Raw genomic sequence first — 1,247 nt, forward strand, 5'->3', positions numbered from 1 at the left:
CAAAGCTGAAGTGTGGCCTTGAAGCTCAAGGCACGCGGCAGGACGTGGGCCAGCACGGCGGCACGCACCATGAGTGAGCGGATCAGGTTATAGGCCAGCAGGTGGACAGCAACTTCCTTTCTGGCCATCTCCGGCGACTTACTGCGCAGGATATCCATGCCGATCTCGGATTTGATGCTGCGGAAGTCAACCTCGATCATCCAGCGCTTGCGATAGAGCGCATCGAGCTCACTCGTTGAGACACGCTTGGCGTCGACGAGTGTGGTCACCAGCTCGCGACCACCTACCTCGGTCTGACGAACGATGAGTTCTTCGGGCATCGTGGCGTACTGCTTGGCGTCCATCCACTTCGGGCGCTGCGGTCGCACCCATCGTACCAAGCGGTCGCCGCCGCCGAAGGTCTCGATGATCGCCTCAGGAGAGGTTAAGCGCTTCTGGTGTTGTCGGGTCAGGATATCGACGCCACGCGCCAACAGCATGGCAATGGTGAAGTAAGTGCAGTGATAGCGATCCACCAGAATCACGTCTCCACCGTCAAGCTGTGGCATCAGTTCACGAAATAGCGCTTGCTCGCCACTACCCTTGCCCTTGGTGGACCCCATCGCGACACCGAGCACCGCACCGGTGGCCAAGGAAAGGAGGCCGACGAGTTGTGCGAACGGGAATCCTAGTCCTGGTGCTTGTTCGCCGCTTTGTGGATATGCCGCTTGATTGGCCGGTGTATCCGGCATCGAGACGGTGGTGCCATCCAAGAGCTTGACGCGCCGCCCTCGCCAGCGCCATTGACTCGGTGCGGATTGCTCCAGACGCTCTCCAATGGTCGCACTCAGCTGTTCTACCAGCGAAATCGGCAACCGCTGGCGCGCTTTGCAGTAAGGGCCGGTGTTGAGGCTGCAAGGGGCTTGATCCCGCGCATGGCGTGCACTCAGGTATCGGGCGACGGCATCTTGGCACGCGCCATCCGCAGACAGACTCTGCTCAATGAATAGCCCCAGTGTCGTCAACGGTGGGTAGAGCCGGTCACGGTAGCTGCCGAGCTCAAGATTAACAATCGATTGTAGCCGCGCCAGTGGTATTGCCTCGCTCATTGCCGCGCCGGGGGCTTCGGCGACAAACTGCTTGAAACGAAAAACGCTCGACTGCAGGCGTTTTTTTGGTATCGTCACACATGGCTGATCCTTTCTGTTTTGACGTTGATGTTAGATACCAGCATCTTAACAAGTGAAGGCTCTCAGCCAGCTTTCTTT

Annotated in this window: 1 protein-coding gene; it reads right to left on the bottom strand. The window is 58.6% G+C overall.

Going from position 1 to position 1,247, the window contains the following annotated elements; translation table 11 throughout:
• Positions 1-1,166: IS4 family transposase (locus tag ACOVRJ_RS16665; RefSeq protein ID WP_422044958.1), on the bottom strand; the 1,166-nt coding region annotated here is incomplete at its 3' end.
• Positions 1,167-1,247 lie beyond the last annotated feature (81 nt).

The sequence above is a fragment of the Roseateles sp. genome (genome assembly GCF_049240545.1).
Taxonomy (GTDB): domain Bacteria; phylum Pseudomonadota; class Gammaproteobacteria; order Burkholderiales; family Burkholderiaceae_C; genus Paucibacter_A.